The sequence below is a fragment of the Paenibacillus sp. PSB04 genome (assembly GCF_025809195.1).
GTDB classification, from domain to species: Bacteria; Bacillota; Bacilli; order Paenibacillales; family Paenibacillaceae; genus Paenibacillus_AQ; species Paenibacillus_AQ favisporus.
The window spans coordinates 4,157,201-4,176,733 of the sequence record NZ_CP081301.1; the positions used below are offsets into that span (position 1 = coordinate 4,157,201).

Genomic DNA, 19,533 nt, shown 5'->3' on the forward strand with positions numbered 1-19,533 from the left:
GCAGGATATTTCAGCAATACGGAAGAAATAGGTAGGCAAAGAGGGGCGTATAATGCAAAGGAAAATCGGAATGAGGTGCGCATTACATATGGATGACTTCGAGTTGATTGAAGGATACCGCCTTGATTTGCAAAAGTATTCCGCCTGGCAGCTGCGGTACATTCCCGGACCCGAGATCTGGTCGATCGGCCAGATGTACGATCATCTGATCGCCGTTGCCATGGAGTACCTGGACTTTGTCCAAATTTGTGCAGAGAGTACGGAGGAACAGCCGCTGGGCAGAACACCGGCTGGAGATGACGTGTTCCGGCGCGGCGGCTTTCCGCCGGTCAAGATCAAGCTGGAAGGAGCGCAGGCCGCCAGTCCGAATAACGCGTTAAGCGGCGAGGAACTGGACGAGGGGCTGGCGAAGGTGATGGCAGGAATGCGGGAGTGGGAGCTGAAATTGGAAGAGATTCATCCGGGCGGCAAAATCCGGCACGGCGGCTTCGGCTGGCTGAATGCCCAGGAATGGTACCGGCTGATCGGCATGCACTTCCGCCACCATTTGCGGCAGCAAACGGAGCTGGAAGAGCGGCTGCCAGCGCATCCCGGGGAAAATAAAAAAGGATGATAACCGGGTTAACTGCGGATCGAATAGGGAGCAAGCACCTTTTTCCAAGCTTCGGCATCCCCTTCCCAGGTCGACCCGGCGGGCATCCGAACGATGCGGATCCGCGGGTGTCCCGAATCGATCTCGGCTGTATCCGGATCACTGCTGTGCAATACAAATAAATATCGGAGATGTGGATTTGAGTAGCTGTTCTCGATCGTCTCGAATATACGGAAGGCATCTTCGGTATGCTTGACCGTCCGGATCAGCAGCACGTCTTGGACGGATGAGAGGCAGCGGTTGAAGCGTCCGATCCGGCGTTCCAGCCTGTCGCGGAATTCTGGATAATCGAAGAGCGGGGGCAGCTTTGGATCGTATTTAAAATCGTGAAAGGACAGGCAGTTGCTGGCCTTATCCCGAACATAGTGGCAGTTGACCGAATGGCTGTAGACCTCCAGGTTCGGCAGCAGCATAAACCGTTCAAATCGCGATTCAAGCACCTGGCAGAAGCCCGGGGTTGAGGCGAAGTTGAACCAGTCGAAAGGACCGGCAGCCGTGCGCAGCCCGCTCCTCCGCAGCTGGGAGGCGACCTGGCAGCTGCTGCCTAGACTGAATATGGCATCGAAGGACTTAACCATGGTCAATTCCCCCTTTCTGAGTACAGGACTGAATCTATCATATTCGCGGCGCTCTTTATCGGAAACGGCATGAATCTATTTTCTACCAAAATGCTGTGACGATAAATTTGCTATAATACTAGAGATTACACCGATAAAGGAGCCAGAGAAATTAACATGACGGAATCCAAAACGTTGGGAAAAACCCAATTTCAGCAGGTCCGCGAGTTTCATGTGGGCTTTGACTGCCCCGCTCCGGAAGAGCCGCAGGCTTTGAACGACAAGCTGGCGATGAACCGCGCCGCCTTTATTATGGAGGAAGTGATTGAACTGCTGCATGCCACGGCCGGCAATGACGAAAGGTTCCAGGCATTTTTCGCCGAGCTGATGGAACGGGCGCAGGATACATACCGCAAGCAGCAGCAAAAAGCCTATCCGGAGGACAAGCTGATCGGCCAGATCGATGCGTTCACCGACATTCTGTACTTTGCCAACGGCGGATTCGTCGAAGCGGGCGTGGAGCCGGACCGGATTTTTGAGCATGTCCATACCGCCAACATGGGCAAGCTCTTTCCGGACGGAAAGCCGCATTATAACGAAGTTGGCAAAGTGATCAAGCCGGACCATTGGGAGCGGGACTTCGCTCCGGAACCGAAAATCGCGGCAGAGATCACCCGGCAGATCGAGCTCGGTCCGAAGCGGTTCAAGTAAGGCTGCAGGGGATTGGGAACCAAAAGAAAAACGGCTCATGGCGGATGAAATATCCGTTCATGAGCCGTTTCCCTTTATCTAAGTATGACCACCAATTATGAAAGTAAAACTTAGTAGTTAGCGCCGTGATTGAACGGCTTGATTGCGTCCTTCGTGTCGTAATTAGCGCCGTGATTAAACGGCTTGATTGCATCCTGTGTGCCGTAGTTTGCACCGTGATTGAACGGCTTGATTGCATCCGCCGAAGCCACCGCCGCTAAGAGTCCGCTAAGAAGTCCAAGCAAGATTACTGTCGAGAGAATCGTTTTTTTCATCTTTTAATTCACTCCCATAGGTAATTTTATTAGACAACGGTGTAGTCAAATCTGCAAACCTCTGATTAGCTTGTCTACGACAATATTATCAGAAAATGTAAAAGTCTGTAAAGGGTTTATCGACAAAAAAATTCAACTTTTTCTTTCCGTAATTCGTATAACAAGAAGAATGTTCCGGACAGCTGCAAAAGAAGCCGGAAATTGTCCGGTAGGGCGGTGAAAATATTGTCATTACCTGGCATTCGCAGCCGCGTCTATGATAAGTTCATAGGGTATGGATAAAGGGGAGGAATCGATGAAGAAAAGGATCAACCTGCTGAATCTCGTATTTTTTGTGCCCGCGGTCATTTTAAGCTTCGCGGTTTGGAACGATTACAAGCAGGACGTAGCCCGTGTTGAGGACCGTCTGCAGACGGTAGAGGGTTTGTTTTACCTGGATGGGGGAAGCAAGGTCATCAGCCTGACGGATGGCTCTGACGGTATGGATGCCATTCTTTACGATGCGGCGACGCATCAGGAAGTAACTACGATCCATTTGCGCTCCAACATACATAATCAGTTTGTAGGCTCCTATCAGAAAGGGAATCTTGTGATTGCTACGACGGATGACAGTTCCGGGCTGCAGTTGAACGTCATTGGCCCCGGCGGCCATGTAGAGGAGCTTGTTCAAGGTACGCTGGAATTTGACGGCTTTTTAACATCGGCCGTTCATCATTGGAATGGGCGCATGCTGGTCGGAGGGGAAACGGCAAATGACACCTTCGTCGTCGGCGAGGTGAAGGACGGAGTATTCCATACGGCTTATCTCAACGAAGACACCGGACTGCCCGCAAGGCCGACGTCAATGTCCGAAGTCATGGGCAGTTTTAACGACAGCCGCGCCGTCCCCCTCTATGAACTGGATCTGAAAGATGGCAGCACCGCGTACGTCAGCGGCCTATTGAATGCACAGCACAAAGCGGCCATACGGATCAGGCCGGAGGGAGGATCTGGCTTTGACGCAGAGGATCTAGCGGAGCAGCAGTTTGCCGCACTTGCCGGTGTGGATCCTGCCCGGCTGTGGAGGACCGAATCCGGTGAACCGAAGCAGGTGCGGACCTACGATGCGGTCAAAGGTGATTGGGGGAGTGTCGTTAAGACCCCTGCTCCGGTATATCAGGCTGCCGTCTTTCTGCTGAACGACCGCGAGTCGCTCATCTTCGGTTCGGCGGCAAAGGACGAACGGAAAGGCCAAGTCACCGGATATCTCTACGACCGGCAGACCCGGTCGTTTATAGACTTGTCTCAGCCATTGTCAAGCCTGGAACCGGAGGATGTAAGCAGCGGTACGCTGTCCTTTTTCAAGGAAACCGGAGATGCGACGCTGTACTTTACCGACGGAGAAGAGTCGGCCGGCTGGCTGAACGTCAAAGGGGGCACGCTCACCCGCATGACCGGCGAAGCACTGCAAACCTGGCAGATGGCCGAAGGCGCCGACCGGATCTCCTGGACAAGCTTCGCTCATTATCTGAAGCGCGGCAATGCGCTTGTCATCAACTGGGCGATTTGGCTGCTGATCCCGCTGGTGCTGTTTGGTGGTCTCGGACTGCTGATCCGGATCATGACAGCCAGACAGAAGAAGTTTACGGCCGAAGGAACGATTGTGCAGGGAACGGTAACCCGACTGCAAGAGACCGGAACCTATGTAAACGAACAACCGATGATCCGCTTTGACATCCGTTTCGAGGATGAAGGAAGGATGAAGGAAACGAGCATTAAGAAAGTGGCTTCATACCTTCATGCCCCGCGCGTGGGCGATCCCGTGCTGATCAGCTACAACCGCAAAAAAAATCGCGCCGTATTCGTGACCGGTGACGATCTGCCGCAAACATCGCCCGAGGTCATCCGGGACGCCGTCCTGACGCGGATCGACAGCTATGGCAAGGCAGGCCGCGGTGAAGCGCTATTGCTTCATTTCGATACCAGCGGACAAACTTATGCCATCCCGGTAGTGCAGGCAAACGGGTTTGTCTACCGGACCGGGGATAAGGCGGATCTCATGCAAATCGGCGGCGTCACCCGGCTGTACAATTACAACAGGACACGTGACACGAGAGGGGCGGACCAGCTGACGCTGGAAGGTGAGGTGATCCGGATCGAGCATATTCCCGTGGAGATCGTGAACAGACAGCTGATGCTGTTCGAGCTGCTGCTTTCCCATGGCGATCAAAGGTCACGCAAGGTGAACAGCCAGTTCGTGCCGGTTCGCCTGCCAGTTGCGGTAGGTGCGGTCATCCCGGTGTCGGTGAACAAAGCGGAGTATGAACAAGAGCTTCGCCTCCTTCAGGGCAAGCAGGGCAGAGCCAACGTGACGGCAGTACAGTTTGATGGCACCGTCGGCGAACGGCCATTTGCCCGCATTACCGTTACAAAAAACGGAATTTCGTACCGAATTGAGCAGTCCATCGAACCGATATACGGCGTGGAAGTCGGCGATGACCTTTGGATCGCTTATAATGAAGAGACAAGGGAAGCCGTGATCGTACAATACGCCTCTGCGTAAATAAACATCGCCGGTGTTGGGAGAGGAGAGAGAACGACGATGAATAATGAAGATGCACAGATGCTGCTGAAATGCCATGCTTTTACCCATAACCGCATAGAGCATTGGAAAATGGAAAACGGCTTTCTGGGCAGCCTAAGGCCCTTCCGCGGGGAGCTGCGCGAGGGGAACCTTCATGAGGTTATGGCCGCCCTGCGCGCGCTGTCGGACGAGCTTGGCCGGGATCAGGTGAACCGGGAACTGATACCCAGCCTGTGGGGCCTCTACCATTTGGCCCGGGCCTGGGCTTTGCAGCCGGAAGGCATGCTGCGTTCGAACGGCCTGCTTTCGAAGGCACAGATCGAAACGATGGAAACGTGGCTGAACCTGATATCCTATGCCGTCATGATCCTGCTGGAAAATGGCGGTGAGGAGGAAGCGTTCCACGGTTACCGGGAATACGTGCGCAGCCGGGTTCTTCCCCTGAAAAAAGAGCTGGAAGCACTGCTCCCCGGCAAAATCCAGGACGAGGAAATCCTCGGTCTATATGATCAATATAGGGATCATGGCGGGGCGGCACCTTCGCGTATGGATGAGTTTGAGAAGAAATTCGGCATCCTTCTGCCGGAGGATTTTCGCGCCTTTTATGAACAAAAAGACGGAAGCGGCTATGCCTTTCATATCCTGTATCCGGGTGAGGACGCGGAAGAGGCGGTTCCTTTTTATCTCATGTCCCTCGCCGAAATGGAGGACGTCAAGCGGTATTTCTGCGAGAGGGATGAACTGCTGGAGGAGTATTATTCGCCGGAGGAGATCGCCAAGCTGGATCGCGAACTGAAGCCCTACCTGTTCCACCGCCAGTGGTACCCATTTGCGAGCATGGCCGGAGGGTCGCTGTATCTGATGCTGGACCTGGATCCGAGCGATGAGGGGACGTATGGGCAGATCATCAGCTACATCCATGATCCGGATTTCGTGTATTACACGGCCGACTCGTTCACGTCATTGCTGCGGGAGTCCAACCGCAATCTGGCCCAATTGGAGGAAATCGAATACTGATCATGCTGACATCAATATTAAACCAATATCATTCCTCCTGGAGAGGAGAGATTACACAGGGAGCAAGCGGCTGGAACAATACGACCCGGTTTATTGAAGGAGCGGAGGGGCGCGGCGTCCTGCGAATTTACGAAACGCATCGGGAAATCGATAAAATCCGGTTTGAGCACGCCGTGCTGGCATCGCTTGCCCGGGACAAACTGGACTTCTGCACACCTGTACCGATACCTGCCCTGACGGGCGATACGATCATCCAGCTGGATGACGGGAGCGGACGTTATGCTTGCCTGTTCAAATATATTGACGGCATCCGTCCCGAATCCACCGGTTTTCGGGCCGCGTATTCCTTCGGAGAAGCGGCGGGCTGCCTCTCCGAAGCGCTCAGCCGGCTCGTGGTTGCTCCGTCACCCGCCTACCGGCCCTACTATGAGCTGGCCCATTCGTATCCGGGGTGCAGCCCGGAGCGGGTGGGGCAGTTTTGCATCGCGCCGCCTGAGCCCTTCTGCGGCTTGGAGGGCCCGCTTCGCAGGATCGGGGAAGCTCACAGAGAGGTCATCCGCGAACTTGAAGGGCTGGAGCGCCTGCCGCATCAGCTTGTGCACGGGGACCTGAATGTCTCCAATCTGCTGGTGGATGCAGACAAGCCTGAGCAGGTTACGGCGCTGCTCGACTTTGAATTTTGCACCCGCGACGTACGGGCCATGGAGCCCGCGGTCATCCTTCCGGGGCTGCTGGGGGACGATCCCGATACCGGCATGGAGGCGGCCGTTCAGTTTTGCCGCGGCTTCGGCAGCCGCGTCCGCCTGACTCCGGATGAAATCCGGGCGATCCCGGTGCTGATGAAGCTGCGGAACGTGGACGTTTTCCTGCATTTTATGACCCGGTACGAAGAAGGTACGGACGGCCCCGAGGTGCTGCGTGAGCAGATTCCGGCCATTGGTGCCGAACTCACACGGCTTGAACGGGACAGGACAGTGGTCAAAGCTCTGCTGGAACGATACCTGCGCCCGGAATGACAGCAAAGGCGATCTCCCCAGTTAATGGGAAGGTCGCCTTTATTTTCGGGAAGATCATACCTAACTTAAGAACCATTTGCCATTTTGCGATGATTGTAAGGGTCGTTTCCTATTCATGCGGAGCAGCAGACGTTGATGCTTGTCGACCAGGGCCTCGATCGAACGATAGGGATAAAAATTGTTGCGTGTATTTCTGTGCTTCTTCAAACCTCTTCCTGTTTCTGCAGTAGCGGGAAAGCATCATGAGAATCGACAGGTAGATGGTCTGCTCTTCCGGGCGCATATCGTCATGCTGATAAGCATCAAAGCGCTCCGTCAAAGGCGCGATATACTCATCGACGTTAAGCTCCTGGGAAAGGGCACATTCTAAAAGGGTCAGCAATCCGGATAGCGTTTCGGATGGATGCTGATTTAGAAATTGGGCGTACTCGTCGAGTTTTGTAAGATTTCCCGATAGAAGGTGTACAGACAGCGAATTGGCATAAGCATAAAAAGCATATTGGTCGAGTATCCGCTGGCTGCGTTCGCTTCCGTCCAAAAACCGTCTAAGATCTTTATACTGATCAATACACCTCAGCGATTCCCCGTATTGCTTGTCTTTTTGATAGCCGATTCCCTTCATCAGCAGACTGTATCCTATATAATAAATAATCGGTTTTTGTGCCTGAATATTGTGAATAAAGGATTGATAAGCGTCGTTACATAGCTGATCCGACCGCCGAATCAGAAGAGTCCAATTTTCTAATGAATAGGCGTTGTTCAAGGCGGCTACGGCCGTATCCAAATTCATATCTCCATCATTTGCGCAATCGTCCATGGGGTCCTCCTAGCATTCCTATTTCTTCCAATGAGTAGAGTATATAAGGTGGGCCGGTTACGGTCAATTTATTGAAAAAAGAACACCGGGCGTGGTCGCTGCGATTTTTGCGGTTCAACAATCCAATACATGCAAAAAGGCGGCCTCCCAATATGACGGAAGGTCGCCTGCTTATGCGTTACATTATTTCTTTTGTACCGTAATCGTCCAGGATGCATCGTCGATCTGTTCGAAATTCGTGACGGTGTGGCCGGCTTCTGCAGCCCAGCGCGGTATGGCTTCGGTGGCCTGCGTGCAGTCGAAGTCGATGACCAGCTCGTCGCCGCTGTTCAGCTCTTCGATCGCCTGCTTAGCTTCAATTAACGGGAACGGACAGACCATGCCCAGAACGGCTAGTTTTTGTTGTTTCATGGAAGTAACCTCCTTAAGATGTGACTAGTTTAACGTAAAGCTCCTAATTAGGTTGTCGTGGTTTGCAGCGAAGCGGACTGCTTCAGCTTGGCTTTGGTGCGAGGGCGGACGTACACGAAATAAGAAGCCGTCCATGTGCCCAAAATCATAAACACGAGGGATACCCAGCCCTGCCATGTCATCATGGCGGTCATGACGAGACCGTTACCGATCGAGCAGCCGCCTGCCCAGCTGGCGCCGAAGCCCATCAGGATGCCGCCGGCAAAGCTCGAAACCGCCGTCTTTGCATCCGGAGCGCGGAAGCGGAATTCCCGGCTGCCTTTGGCGGCGATAAAGGATCCGACAAGGATACCCAGCACCAGGAACATGCCCCAGTTCACATACTTATCGCTGTCTCCCGTAACCAAGTACTGCAAAATGTTAGCGGAAGGCGTCGTGATTCCAAGACCCGACATGCGTCCGGTGGCCTCGCTCAGCGGCCAGGCCAGCAGGGCGATCAGGCCGACAAGAATGGCGGTAAAGAACGGATGCCAGCGTTTTTCGAACAGCAGATGGCTGAGTCCGGAACGCTTCGGCTTCATCGCTGGAATGGCCACCTTCGGTTTGCGCAGTGTACGGATGACCATCACGATCGTAATGATAGCTAGAAGAGCGATAAACGGCCAAACCGAAATGCCGAAGGTGTCCGGAATGGAGTTGGCCGGAGCTTCTACTTTCTTGATTCCGTTATTGAGCGGCGCCAAGGCACCCGATTTCATCGTGGCGCTCATCGCCATATAACCGAACAGTGCGATCCAGCTGCCGATCAGTCCTTCACCGGCCCGGTACCAGGTTCCTGTCGCACATCCCCCGGCCAAAATAATACCAATCCCAAATATAAACGAGCCGACCACGGTGGCCACCCAAGGGAACGTGCCGGCGCTGAATTCGATGAGTCCAAGCTGGATCAGCGCAAACACGCCGATGCTCTGAATCGAAATGGCGATCAGCAGGGCATAAAACATGCGGTTGTCCTTGGTCAGATACATGTCCCTGAATCCGCCTGTCAGGCAGAAGCGTCCACGCTGCATGACGAAGCCGAGCAGGGCGCCGCACAGCAAGCCTGTTAACATCAACATGACGTCATTCTCCTCCTTTTCGTATATACGAGTAATTCACTTTGTTTTATCGGTATTTATGATTCTAACAAACGGGCAGGAGAAGTCAATGGAGAAATGTTCCAATGAGGCTGACATATCATGTGATCGTGTTGATGAGCGGAGGCATGCCTGACCGCTGCGACTGTGCAACGTATTCGGTAGGGGAGAGGCCGCAGTATTTTTTGAATACTCGGTGGAAATACGAAGTATCGTAGTAACCGAGGTACTGCGATATGCCCGCGACCGTCATATTTGAGCCCAGCAGCAGGCTGCAGGCCTCCTGCATGCGCAGCTCATGCATATAGCGGATCGGAGAACGGCCATACACTTCTTTGAAGACGGCGGTTACGTAATTGGGGGAGCGGCCGATCAAAGCAGCCAGCCGGGCAATCTCGATCTGCTCCCGGTAATGCTCCAGCAGATAGGCTTTGACTGCTTCGGCATATTTCAGCTTGCTTGGTGTCAGTGCGGGCTGTTCGAGTTCCCGGGCAATCATGCCAAGGAGCTCCTGCAATATTCCAAGACAGATGATGGAACGGTAGCTTTTCCCGCCACGCATCTCTTCGTACAGCCTGTCGCAGCGGTGATAGGCGTATTGGCTTGGGGAGAGCCTGAACTTGATGAAATGTCCTTGATCCACGAACGGAATTCCCGTCTCAGCCCCGGGCTCGCATGTAAATAAAACGGTATGTTTTTGGTGGGGAATGCCGTCCTTGTTCTCTCCTGAACGGCGGGCTCCGCGGGGGATGAAGAGCACGTCCTCCGCTTCGGCGATCACAACATTGCCATTAATCTCGTACCGAACCTGGCCCTGCCGGACGACGACCAGAACGTTGTACGGAATCGTCTCAAGGTTGGTCCTCCATTGGGGGATTTCATTGTCGAAATTTACACTCATGATTTGAAGCATGCGCTGCACCTCTTTATTCCAAAACTTAATAAAACCCTATCATAATGCAGACTTCTCGTAAATTATGCTTCCTTGCAATCGGCATAAATCTTATAAATTGCGATAGAAATATACATCAGATCAATGAAATGTACATGGACGCATATGGAGCGTCCCGCCTATAATTCAGCTGCAAAGGCATTTCATATTATCCGGAGAGGACGGATGGACGATGAGAGTGTTACTGCTGGATTTGGATTCAACGAGACCGGACCACCTTGGCTGTTATGGCTACCACCGCAATACGTCGCCGCATATCGACCGGGTCGCGGCCGAAGGCGTACGCTTTGACAACTACTATACATCAGACGCTCCGTGCTTCCCGTCGCGTACGGCATTGATGACGGGCCGTTTCGGCATACATAACGGCGTCGTGGGACACGGCGGGACCGCGGCGGACGTCCGGTATGAAGGCGCTGACCGCGATTTCCACGACAAACTCGCGTCAGAGAGCTTCCCGGCGGTCTTCCGCCGCGCGGGCATGCGGACAGCCCTAGTCAGCCCATTTGGGGAGCGGCATTCTGCCTGGACCTTTTATGCAGGATTCAACGAAATTTACAATACGGGCAAGGGCGGGATGGAGTCGGCCGAGGAGGTCACCCCCGTTGTGCTGGATTGGATCGAGCGGAACGCAGATCAGGAAGACTGGCTGCTGTACGTGAACTACTGGGATCCGCACACCCCTTACCGGGCGCCGGCATCGTTCGGCAATCCGTTTCAGGACGAACCGCTTCCGGAGTGGATCACCGAAGAAGTGCTGGAGCGCCACAAGCAAAAGGTTGGCCCGCACGGCGCTAACGAAATCAATATGTATAACAGCAGCACGTCGCCTCATTTCCCCCGCCATCCCGGCGACATTCAGAACATGGACGATTTGCGGAGGATGATCGATGGCTATGACTGCGGCATCCGGCATATGGATGACAACATCGGGATGATTTTCGATCGTTTGACGGAGAAGGGGGTCATGGACGACCTGGTGATCATCATCACCGCCGACCATGGCGAAAACATGGGCGAGCTCGGCATTTACGGCGAGCACGGCACCGCCGACCAGGGCACCTGCCGGATCCCGATGATCATCCGGTGGCCGGGGATGCAGAAGGGGATTTCTGATGATTCCCTGCACTATCATCTCGATCTGGTGCCGACCGTCGCTGAACTGCTGGGCGTTCAATCTGCGCCTAGCTGGGACGGCCGCAGCTACGCCGGTACGCTCCGCAGCGGAGAGTCCGGCGGAAGGGAGTACCTCGTCGTCTCACAGTGCGCCCACGTATGCCAGCGCAGCGTACGGTTCGGGGACTGGCTGTATACCCGCACGTACCATGACGGATATCACCTTTTTGACAAGGAGATGCTGTTCAATATTACCGAGGATGCCCACGAGCAGAACAACCTGGCTCAGGAACGGAGAGACCTGTGCAGGGAAGCGGTCTACTTGCTGAACGAGTGGCATGACGAGATGATGATGACGATGAAGTTTGACGTCGATCCGCTGTGGACGGTCATTCAGGAAGGCGGGCCGTATCATGCGAAAGGGCATCTGCCGATGTACATCAAGCGGCTGGAACAGACCGGGAGAGGGCATGCCGTGGACGAGCTGAAGCGCCGCCATCCGCGGGAGTTTGCACAGAAATAAGCGGCATGCGGCGGGAATGAAGACAAGGGGCTATCGATTGGCGATAGCCCCTTTCTATATTGCCTGTCGGCGCTGACCATGCTGGCAACAGCGGTTTACCATGCATCGGCGCAGCTTAGTTCAAATCTTCGAGCAGCAGCGGTGCGATGAAATCGCGGAACACATTCGCCGGATGCCGCTCTTTTTTACGCTTGTCATCGGTCAGTACCACTACCGTCTCCAGGATGGGGACGATATAGATGAACTGTCCCGCATATCCGCGTGCGTAAAAATAGTCAAATGAAAGCGGGGATGCAGCAGCGGAATGACCACCAAGCCCGGCTCCAAAAGTATCCGTCCACCAATGCCAGCCGTAGAAGCCGCGGTTTGGCGGACCAGCGGGGATGGACGGCTGTACGGACCGGTTCACAAGCTCTCGGGAGATCAGCTGCCGCTGCTCCCAGCGTCCCTGCTGCAGATACAGCTGCCCGAACCTCAGCAAATCCCCGGGACAGAGCCATAAGCCGTAGCCTCCGGTGTGGATCCCCTGGGGGTCGGACTCCCAGCGATAGTCTTCGATGCCCAGTGGTCCAAACAGATTTTCCTCGGCGTACCGGGCCGTTGACTTGCCGGCGGCTTGAACCAGGATCGCGGACAGAAGCTGGGAGCTTCCCGAGCTGTACTCCATCCGGGTCCCAGGTGTATCGGAAATCGGCTGCTCGAGCACAAACTCGACCCAATTGCCGGTTCTGGTCATGCGCGGAAACGATTTGATCCCACCGAATTCGCTCCATTCAAAGCCGGCTGACATCGTCAGCAGATGCTCCAGCGTAATCTCCCGCTTGCGTGGATCGGAAGCGGAACGTAGCTGCGGGAAAAATTCGATGATCGGCGTCTCCGCACCCGGCAGGATGCCTTGGTCCATTGCGATGCAGATCAGGGCTGACAGAAAGCTTTTGGTGCAGGAATTGACCTTCGCCTTCTCGTCAGGGATGCGGGGATGACGGTAGTGCTCAAACACCAGCCTGCCGTTTTGGCTGATCAGGCAGCTTCTCAGGTCGACCGGTGCGATCGTTGAAGCGAGTGCAGATATATTCATGGGAATCTTCCTTTGTTAAGTATGGCTTTTGTGGCATGACGCCGCTTATCCATTATGGCAAACTGACGCCTCCCGGACAAGGTTCGGACGATGCTCCAATGGCTATTTTCGATCGAAGGACCAGCACTTATAATGAATACTTAGCCCGCTTGAACCTCATCTATACACGCAAAAAGACAGCGGCTTCAGGTGAACCACTGTCTTCGGCGAAGGCTGTTATTTGGTTAAAAGGTTAATATGATCAAGCTCCGTGCTGCTGTTGAAAATAAACTCAAGCTTATAGTTGCCGCGGTTGTACGTCAGCTTGGTCTGTGTCTTCTTCCCGGCTTTGAAGGTGGACACCGAACTTGGTGCATACCAGTTCTGCTTCAGCATCTTCATCGTAATGCCGCCGATATTGGTCTGGCGTTCGACGTTGGTGCCGAAGTAGCGCATTTCACGGATTTTGCCGAGCTTATAATTGATTGCGTAGCCGGGATTGCCCATATTCGCGCTGTATACATCGAACCCATCGGCATCCTTCATCGGATTTTCGGGTTCCCCGATCTTGTGCAGGACATCCTGCCGGGTGCTCTTACCAACGCTGAGGCCGCTAACCGCCCCCGGGAACTGGCCTTTCAGCGCCGGTTTGTAGAAACTGTTCAGCGTCTGGAGTGCCTGCTTGGATGCGTAACCTGCATCGGCTGCCGCAGCAGCGTTTGCTTGATGTACGGAATATGTCGTGCCTGCGCCTACGGCTCCCAGGCCTACCATGCCGGCCACGGTCATGGCCATGATTGCTTTTTTTGCAGGTTTTGTGATGTTCATGCTGTATCCTCTCCTTGTAACTTCTGGGGTCTCTATGTTTTTATTACCCATTCTTCGTAAGATTCAATTCTTCTACAGCATAATAGAACCCTAAGGAGATTGGGTTACGATTCCGTGAAAGAATATGTCAATTTTGACACGGATGGCGTTAAAGGACGCGTTCAGGGAACGGACAGAAGCCAGGGTTGGCTGAGGACAGCATCTTGGTATATTCCGGCTGAAGCTTGGATAACTCGTTGAAATAGCTGGAGATGACGTGGTTCCCTCCAAAGGATCCGAGCTGAAAATGCCGGGGTGACAAGTTCTTTACATGGCTGTAATAAAATGTTTTGGACCGTTTCGGCAGTTTGTATACGGCAGGGGGCGCATGGGTCACGACATCAAACAGATTGGCGATGCGAAAGCTGTTGGGGACATAGCTGGCACAAGCCTTGGCAAAGGCCGGATCGCCTACCCGCGGTGAACCGAATGTGAACAGGTAAGGGGAGCGGAAGCCGGTATTGGCTGCAACATCGACCGCGCATAAGGTCGCCAGCGCCGCACCAAGGCTGTGACCGGTAATAAACAGCGTCTTTCCGCGGGATACCTTAGCCAGTGTCGAGATAATGCGGGTCCTTGCGGAGGCATAAATGTCCGTGAAACCCCGATGCGTCATACAGTCTTCTTTAATGTATTTGTATTTCTTCTGAGATGCGATCAGGTCCGCGATCCAGTTGGTCGTCGTGCTGGTTCCCCGAAATGCAATGATGACCTCTTGATCCGAATCGAGAATAAAACCGAAGCGTTCCCAGTCGTTCGTAATGGACCTGGCCTCAATCGTCTCAAGCCGTGTGTATGGAGAAGGGACGACAAACGCCCCGTCCGCATTCTCAAATTGAGCATAGGTCTGTCCGCAGATGGCCGCCAGAAAAATGGTACGCTGCTGCAAATCGTCTGCCTTGCTCATACGCATCCCGCCTTTCACTCCTACACTATATTAAGAGGGTAAGGATCGGGTGCTTGGGCATGAATAGTCTAATAAGGAGGTGTCCACCATTCCGATTCATATCAAACGGGTCTATGAAAAGCCTGAGGCATCGGACGGCAAACGAATCCTGGTCGACCGTCTTTGGCCGAGGGGACTCACGAAAGAGCAGGCCGCGGTCGACGAATGGATGAAAGAGATCGCACCCAGTCATGAGCTGAGAAAATGGTACGCGCATCGGCTGGAGCATTACGAGAAGTTCAAAGAGCTCTACCTGCAGGAGCTGCAGCAGGACAAGCCTTCCCAGCTTTTACGGCAAATCCGGGAGATGGCGGAGGATTGCACGGTTACGCTGTTATATGCCGCAAAGGATACCACCATGAATCAGGCGGTGGTGCTCAAAGAAATCATGGAAACGTCGTAAGCACCGCGGGCTGGCCGGATCGTTGTAGTCGTTTACTCTCTCGTATATCATTCCGGTGACCGTGATGGCGCCTCCATAAGCCCAAGGGCTGCAGGGGGCGCCATTTTGAGTTGGTTGAGCCGCGTCTCTAATTGTCTGCCAATCACAAATGATTTTGCCGCAGCACAAAATATTTGCTGCCTCTGTCATCTGTTTTTGGACCGCCATTGGCTCGGGGCTTCGCCCATCAGCCGCTTGAAGTGCCGGTTGAAGCTGGATAAGGTCGCATAGCCGACCTCCTCGGAAATAGCCAAAATGCTGCTGCCGCTATGGCACAGCAGGGCAGCCGCAACCTGAATGCGCACGTTGTTGATATAGTCCAGCGGAGCCATGCCCATGCATTTGTGGAAAATGCGCCGGAAATGGGTGACGCTGAGGCAGCATAGCTCGGCTAACCGGTGGATCGGGACCGGTTCCATATAGTGCTGGGAAATGTACTCGAGCGCTTTTGAAATTTGCTGCATCGCCCGCCGGTCGGCCCCGCCAGCCGCAGTTTCTGCGGTGCCGCTCTCTTGAAGCAGCAGCTGCCTGCCGATCAGCGTCAGGAGCGTCCAGATGTATCCTTTTACAGCCGATTCATATCCCGGCCCGTGTTTCTCCAGCTCTTTCATCGCGCGATCTGTCAGCCAGACGACCTCAGCGTGATCATCCGGGGTGACGATGTTGTTGAACCGGGAATACGTATCCGTTCCGACCCGGTCCCAGAATCCGGAAGACAGCTGGTCAGACGAAAAGAGGGCGTCCGCATCAATAAAGCAGAAATGCCACCTGCTTTCTTTTTCCTTTAAGCTTTGGGCAAGATGCAGCTGATTCGGAAAGATGATGCTCACATCCCCTTGGGTGTAGGGCAGGATTTTGTCTTCAACGAAAAAGACGCCTGAGCCTTCCAGACAGTAGCCGATCTCAATGCAGTTGTGAAAGTGCAAATACGTAATCTCGTTGTCTCCCTGGATATAATTGCTGAGCCAATCCACGGGGAAATCGGAAGGAAGCATATAAGGCTGGGAGACGACTTTATAATCAAATGGTCGATTCTGCACAGTTTTCAGTCCTTTTTCGGCGGAAGTCATTGTTTTCATTATAATAAACTATCCTTGAACGAAATTCATTGATCTTGGGAAAGGAGTTTATTGATATGGCTTATCCTAAGGAACCGAGGATCCACGAACTGGCAGGTAAAATTATTGAGTACGGGCGGCTCGCGCACGAATACGGAGGACGGGGCGTGGCCGATGCCTGGATCGACGTGGAAGAGAAGATGAAAGAAACGTTGGAGAGACTGCAGGGATTACCCATTGACGCAGAGCTTAAGGAGCGGGAGCCGGACGATCTGCCGTCCATTCGAGCGCAGCGTACTGAAGGACCAAGAAGGCTGTGGGGATCGTTTGACAAGTCGGTCTACAAGGAAAAGCTCGAAGGGGCAATGCTCGCCCGTTTTGCCGGATGCACGCTGGGGGCGCCGGTGGAATTCTGGGAAGTGAGCGACATGGAGAAATGGGCCGCATATATCGGGGATGCCTTTCCTCCACAGCATTATTGGTCCAAAATCAAAAATCCGAACGATCTCCGTTACGGCAAAAGCACCTTTTATGAATATACCTTGGAAGGCTTGTCCCAAGTCCCTGTCGATGACGATATTACTTATACGATCCTCGGACTGCTTATTGCGGAAGAGCACGGCCTCAACTTCACAACAGAGGATGTGGGAAAAAGCTGGCTCAAGTACCTGCCGGTTGCTTGTACTGCGGAGGAGGCTGCTCTCAACAATTTGAAGGCGGGCATCCCGGCGGTGCAAGCAGCTGACGTCAACAATCCGTTCTGCCAGTGGATCGGTGCGGATATCCGCTCGGATCCGTGGGCTTATATGGCTCCGGCGTACCCGGCGAAAGCGGCGGAATACGCCTATCGGGATGCTTATTTGAGCCATCGGCGGAACGGGATTTACGGGGAGATGTTTTTCAGTGCTGCGCAGTCCGCGGCGTTCGCCGTCGATCATCCCGAGCAGGCGCTCCGCATCGGCTTGACCGAAATTCCGAAGGAATGCAGCCTTTACAAGGATGTGGAGTGGGCGCTTGCCGTAAGCGGTGAAATCCATGATTACAAGGAAGCCAGAGCGTCAGTCGATGAGCGCTTCAAGGGAATGTCGGGTGTACACACCAACAACAACGCCTGCTTGACGGTGTTCGGCCTGATGATCGGGGGGACCGATGTGTCCAAGGTGATTTCGGAGACGGTTGCCATGGGACTGGACAACGACTGTACGGCTGCGACGGCCGGCAGCATCGTTGGCGCGATCGTCGGGAAATCCGGCGTACCGGAGCATTGGGTTGAGCCGTTTCACGATACGGTCACAACGTATATGACGAACGCGGAGAAGTTTCAGATCAGCGACCTGGTCGACCGATTTACCCTCCTTGCCGGCAAAACGCATCACGAATCGTAACTTGGCGACATCGGCCGTAGTTCTTTGTAAGAACGATCCAGTGTGAATCCGTATGTGATCGAACAAAAGACATATCAAATCCATCCACGAATCATGCCCTTGGATCCATGGACAACTGGCGGAGGATCGGAAACAATGGGGGAAACGGTGTCCAATCAACCGGGAGAGGTGGAAAAGGATGAAACTCAAATTGATCAAGGCGTTGTGGGGCATGGAGGGAACGGGTACATTGGAAGAGCAGGTGGGGCGTATCGCTTCCGCCGGTTATGATGGCGTTGAGGCGCCCCTGCCGGCACCTGAAAACGAACAGCGGTTTAAGGAGCTCCTCGCAAGCCATAAACTTGATTATGTAGCGATGATTTTTACCGAAGGGCCGGACCACTATGCTTCTTTCGAAGCACAATTGGAACGGGCAACGTCGTTTGGGCCGATCCATGTTACTGCGCATTCCTTAAAGGACTATGTCCCGCTGGAGGAGCAGATCGATTATTTCCGGCGGGCCGTTCAGCTTGAGCAGCAGCTTGGCGTCAAGGTGGGCCATGAAACCCACCGGGGCAGAGCTTTATTTAATCCCTGGGATACGGGGAAGGTGCTGAATGCGGTCCCTGGACTTGGACTGACGGCCGATTTTAGCCATTGGTGCTGCGTTACCGAATCGACGCTGGAACATTTCGAGAGCGAGCTGGACCTGGCTATCGCCCGCACCGTACATATCCATGGGCGTGTCGGTTATGCGCAGGGCCCTCAAGTTCCGGATCCGCGGGCGCCCGAGTACGCGCATGAAGTCGCTCGGCATTTTGACTGGTGGAACCGGATCGCCGATGCGAGGCAGCAAGCCGGTGCCTCCGAATTGACCTTTACGCCGGAATACGGTCCGCCGGGTTATCTTCACACGCTGCCTTTTACCAATCAGCCGGTGACGGATTTGTGGCAGGTATGTAAGTGGACGGTAGAACAATACCGTGAAAACTTTGAACGAACCCAATCCGTGAAAGCCACCTGACAAACATAAGTGAACCTATGTAAAAGAATGCAAAAAAGGCTGCCGCAGTGCTTCAACCGCATGCGGGCAGCCTTTTGTCATGGATGCAGGTACATCTGGCCGAAATTATTTTCGGTAGAGCTGCCGGAAAGACTTCGGGGTATGACCAGTATATCTCGCAAAGCTCCTAACGAAATAAGGAAAGGATCCGAAACCCGTCTGCTCGGCGACGCGTCCGATCGGATCGTCGGTATGGATTAGAGTTTGCTTGGCCTGCTCGATCCTGTGCCGCGTTAAATACTCCAGCGGCGTACAGCCGAACGTCTTTTTCATACATATAGCGATGTAGTTGGAATGAAAGTGCAGGGCTTCCGACATCCGCTTATAGCTGATGGGCTCCCGGTAATGCCGGCGAAGATATTCGCCCGCCAGTTCCGCCACTTTCAGATGTGGATTCTGTACTTCTCCCCCTTCCGTCTGCTGCAGCATGGACAGCAGGTCCTGAAAGCAGATCTGCTGCTTCCAGCGGGCGGATACAGTCTGTTCCGGGTGCAGCAGCATCAGCCTGCGGAGGAGCTCTTCCACTTGACCTGGGAGAAGCGGAGCTCCTTGCTGGGAAATATAGATTGAGAATTTCTCGATCTGATAGAGCGGATGGCCTTCAAATGCCGGTAAAGAGGAATCCTGCTCGAAAACTTCGTTCCAGCTGCCCAAGGTTTGAAAATGCAGCCAGTAAAAATGCGTTTCTTCCAAACAGGGCCGGGCGGTCCGGTGCGAACGGTCGGGCCGAAGGATGGCGTAATGTCCCGCCGAGACGGTGAGCATCGTAAGCTCTTCCTCCAGAAACAGGCAACCCCTCGTCACGAAGATCAGGTCAAAGACCCCGATGCCGCTGCGGTCCGGATGGATTCCGCCAATCGGGTAGATGTCCTCCCCGCAGGTAATGTAATGAGGCAGAGGCGGAGCGATGAATTGAAACATGGCGATCCTCCTTCCTTCGAATCGAATTGC

Annotated in this window: 20 protein-coding genes; 9 read left to right on the forward strand and 11 right to left on the reverse strand. The window is 54.0% G+C overall.

Translation table 11 applies throughout. From position 1 onward, the window contains the following. Positions 1 to 88: 88 nt before the first annotated feature. Complete coding sequence (locus K2F33_RS19280) at positions 89 to 613, forward strand: DinB family protein (protein WP_263878275.1); 525 nt, start codon at positions 89 to 91, stop codon at positions 611 to 613. 8 nt (positions 614 to 621) lie between these two features. On the opposite strand, the gene K2F33_RS19285 is transcribed toward K2F33_RS19280, so the two are convergent. Next, a complete protein-coding gene (locus K2F33_RS19285; RefSeq protein WP_263878276.1) occupies positions 622 to 1,230 on the reverse strand; it encodes a papain-like cysteine peptidase in 609 nt (202 codons plus the stop codon). Between the two features lie 156 nt (positions 1,231 to 1,386). Between K2F33_RS19285 and K2F33_RS19290 the strand changes: the two genes are divergently transcribed. Then, positions 1,387 to 1,920, forward strand: coding sequence for a pyrophosphohydrolase domain-containing protein (locus K2F33_RS19290; RefSeq protein WP_263878277.1), 534 nt, complete (start codon positions 1,387 to 1,389; stop codon positions 1,918 to 1,920). 110 nt (positions 1,921 to 2,030) lie between these two features. On the opposite strand, the gene K2F33_RS19295 is transcribed toward K2F33_RS19290, so the two are convergent. Next, positions 2,031 to 2,234, reverse strand: a complete 204-nt coding sequence (locus tag K2F33_RS19295; protein ID WP_076171102.1) for a hypothetical protein — start codon at positions 2,232 to 2,234, stop codon at positions 2,031 to 2,033. A 295-nt stretch (positions 2,235 to 2,529) separates the two neighbouring features. Here K2F33_RS19295 and K2F33_RS19300 point away from each other — a divergent pair, with 295 nt between their 5' ends. Genes K2F33_RS19300 through K2F33_RS19315 form a run of 3 tightly spaced genes read left to right on the forward strand, consistent with a single transcriptional unit; the run spans position 2,530 to position 6,830 of the window. After that, the gene (locus K2F33_RS19300) at positions 2,530 to 4,776 is read left to right on the forward strand and encodes a hypothetical protein (protein ID WP_263878278.1); all 2,247 of its coding nucleotides are present in this window, start codon (positions 2,530 to 2,532) and stop codon (positions 4,774 to 4,776) included. A gap of 39 nt (positions 4,777 to 4,815) precedes the next feature. Then, entirely contained in the window at positions 4,816 to 5,814 is a 999-nt protein-coding gene (locus tag K2F33_RS33645; RefSeq protein ID WP_318670965.1) for an SMI1/KNR4 family protein, read from the forward strand. A gap of 2 nt (positions 5,815 to 5,816) precedes the next feature. Beyond that, positions 5,817 to 6,830, forward strand: coding sequence for a phosphotransferase (locus K2F33_RS19315; RefSeq protein ID WP_263878279.1), 1,014 nt, complete (start codon positions 5,817 to 5,819; stop codon positions 6,828 to 6,830). 109 nt (positions 6,831 to 6,939) lie between these two features. On the opposite strand, the gene K2F33_RS19320 is transcribed toward K2F33_RS19315, so the two are convergent. The 4 genes from K2F33_RS19320 to K2F33_RS19335 all read right to left on the reverse strand — a co-directional run bounded on the left by K2F33_RS19320 (position 6,940) and on the right by K2F33_RS19335 (position 10,107). Beyond that, a complete protein-coding gene (locus K2F33_RS19320; RefSeq protein WP_263878280.1) occupies positions 6,940 to 7,647 on the reverse strand; it encodes a hypothetical protein in 708 nt (235 codons plus the stop codon). 183 nt (positions 7,648 to 7,830) lie between these two features. Continuing rightward, the gene (locus tag K2F33_RS19325) at positions 7,831 to 8,058 is read right to left on the reverse strand and encodes a sulfurtransferase TusA family protein (RefSeq protein WP_076171113.1); all 228 of its coding nucleotides are present in this window, start codon (positions 8,056 to 8,058) and stop codon (positions 7,831 to 7,833) included. A 47-nt stretch (positions 8,059 to 8,105) separates the two neighbouring features. Beyond that, positions 8,106 to 9,176, reverse strand: coding sequence for a YeeE/YedE family protein (locus K2F33_RS19330; RefSeq protein WP_145947712.1), 1,071 nt, complete (start codon positions 9,174 to 9,176; stop codon positions 8,106 to 8,108). Between the two features lie 118 nt (positions 9,177 to 9,294). Continuing rightward, positions 9,295 to 10,107 carry a helix-turn-helix domain-containing protein gene (locus K2F33_RS19335; protein WP_076171115.1) on the reverse strand — a complete coding sequence of 271 codons (813 nt, stop codon included), beginning with the start codon at positions 10,105 to 10,107 and terminating at the stop codon, positions 9,295 to 9,297. Between the two features lie 211 nt (positions 10,108 to 10,318). On the opposite strand from K2F33_RS19335, the gene K2F33_RS19340 reads away from it, so the two are divergent. Then, a complete protein-coding gene (locus K2F33_RS19340; protein ID WP_263878281.1) occupies positions 10,319 to 11,785 on the forward strand; it encodes a sulfatase family protein in 1,467 nt (488 codons plus the stop codon). Positions 11,786 to 11,900: 115 nt separating this feature from the next. On the opposite strand, the gene K2F33_RS19345 is transcribed toward K2F33_RS19340, so the two are convergent. From K2F33_RS19345 to K2F33_RS19355, 3 genes are all read right to left on the reverse strand, one after another. After that, the gene (locus K2F33_RS19345; RefSeq protein WP_263878282.1) at positions 11,901 to 12,863 is read right to left on the reverse strand and encodes a serine hydrolase domain-containing protein; all 963 of its coding nucleotides are present in this window, start codon (positions 12,861 to 12,863) and stop codon (positions 11,901 to 11,903) included. Positions 12,864 to 13,079: 216 nt separating this feature from the next. Further along, entirely contained in the window at positions 13,080 to 13,670 is a 591-nt protein-coding gene (locus tag K2F33_RS19350) for a YjgB family protein (protein ID WP_263878283.1), read from the reverse strand. 148 nt (positions 13,671 to 13,818) lie between these two features. Next, a complete protein-coding gene (locus K2F33_RS19355) occupies positions 13,819 to 14,616 on the reverse strand; it encodes a lipase family protein (RefSeq protein WP_318670971.1) in 798 nt (265 codons plus the stop codon). Between the two features lie 79 nt (positions 14,617 to 14,695). On the opposite strand from K2F33_RS19355, the gene K2F33_RS19360 reads away from it, so the two are divergent. Continuing rightward, positions 14,696 to 15,058: a DUF488 domain-containing protein gene (locus tag K2F33_RS19360; protein ID WP_263878284.1), complete on the forward strand. Its 363-nt coding sequence runs from the start codon at positions 14,696 to 14,698 to the stop codon at positions 15,056 to 15,058. Between the two features lie 185 nt (positions 15,059 to 15,243). Here K2F33_RS19360 and K2F33_RS19365 read toward each other — a convergent pair whose 3' ends face one another. Next, complete coding sequence (locus K2F33_RS19365; protein WP_263878285.1) at positions 15,244 to 16,176, reverse strand: AraC family transcriptional regulator; 933 nt, start codon at positions 16,174 to 16,176, stop codon at positions 15,244 to 15,246. Positions 16,177 to 16,232: 56 nt separating this feature from the next. Between K2F33_RS19365 and K2F33_RS19370 the strand changes: the two genes are divergently transcribed. Both K2F33_RS19370 and K2F33_RS19375 read left to right on the forward strand, forming a co-directional pair. After that, positions 16,233 to 17,540 carry an ADP-ribosylglycohydrolase family protein gene (locus tag K2F33_RS19370; RefSeq protein WP_263878286.1) on the forward strand — a complete coding sequence of 436 codons (1,308 nt, stop codon included), beginning with the start codon at positions 16,233 to 16,235 and terminating at the stop codon, positions 17,538 to 17,540. A 178-nt stretch (positions 17,541 to 17,718) separates the two neighbouring features. Next, entirely contained in the window at positions 17,719 to 18,543 is an 825-nt protein-coding gene (locus K2F33_RS19375; RefSeq protein ID WP_263878287.1) for a sugar phosphate isomerase/epimerase family protein, read from the forward strand. Between the two features lie 105 nt (positions 18,544 to 18,648). On the opposite strand, the gene K2F33_RS19380 is transcribed toward K2F33_RS19375, so the two are convergent. Further along, positions 18,649 to 19,503: a helix-turn-helix transcriptional regulator gene (locus K2F33_RS19380; RefSeq protein WP_263878288.1), complete on the reverse strand. Its 855-nt coding sequence runs from the start codon at positions 19,501 to 19,503 to the stop codon at positions 18,649 to 18,651. Positions 19,504 to 19,533: the final 30 nt, after the last annotated feature.